Source organism: Streptomyces alkaliphilus (assembly GCF_014141535.1).
Lineage (GTDB): Bacteria > Actinomycetota > Actinomycetes > Streptomycetales > Streptomycetaceae > Streptomyces > Streptomyces alkaliphilus.
The window spans coordinates 1-691 of the sequence record NZ_VKHT01001581.1 but is presented as its reverse complement, the minus strand read 5'-3'; the positions used below and the strand labels follow the sequence as shown (position 1 = coordinate 691).

Genomic DNA, 691 nt, shown 5'->3' with positions numbered 1-691 from the left:
CCTACAGGCGGGGCCCCTCCGGGGGGCGCTGGCGCGGCATGCTCGGCCGTGCCCCGGGCGGCACGGACGGGAAGCGTCCCGCCGCCACCCGGCCGGCGGCCGAACCCTCCTCCCGGCCGCCGCCCCCGATCACGGCGCCGGCCTGGGTGAGCAGCGCGCTCCCCCCGCCCCGGAACTCCAGCATCCAGTCGGCGGTCTCCGCGCGCACCAGCTCCGTGACGTCCTCGGAGAAGCGCCGCAGCAGGCCCAGACAGCGCTCCGCCGCCTCGCCCGCCGTGCCCTCCGTCGGCCCGAGCGCCTCGCGAACGTTCTCCGTCGCCCACTCGTACCGCAGCGCCTCCAGGCGTCGCTGCACCGCCTGCGCGGTGGCGACGTCCCGCATCCAGCCGGAGGTCAGGCCGAACCAGCGGTCGCAGGCCAGGCAGGCGACGGCACCCAGCAGCAGGGGGTACCCCCACGGTCCGGCCCCGGCGACGCCGACGGCCTCCAGCAGCGGCAGCGCGAGACCCGCCGCGGCGCCCAGCACCGAGCCCAGACGCAGCGCCCGTGCGGTGCCCCGCTTCCACCGGCGGTCGGTCAGGTACCACTCCACGGTCCGCAGCGCCTCGGCCTCCACCCGGCGGTACAACTCGTCCAGGCGCGCCGCGGGCTCGCCCCAGTCGCCGTGCGGGAAGGGATCACTCGTCAGGTC

Annotated in this window: 1 protein-coding gene; it reads right to left on the bottom strand. The window is 77.9% G+C overall.

Annotated elements, in window-relative coordinates; translation table 11 throughout:
• Window position 1: 1 nt before the first annotated feature.
• A partial coding sequence (locus FNQ90_RS25795; protein ID WP_182608512.1) for an SLATT domain-containing protein occupies window positions 2-691 on the bottom strand: 690 nt, incomplete at its 5' end.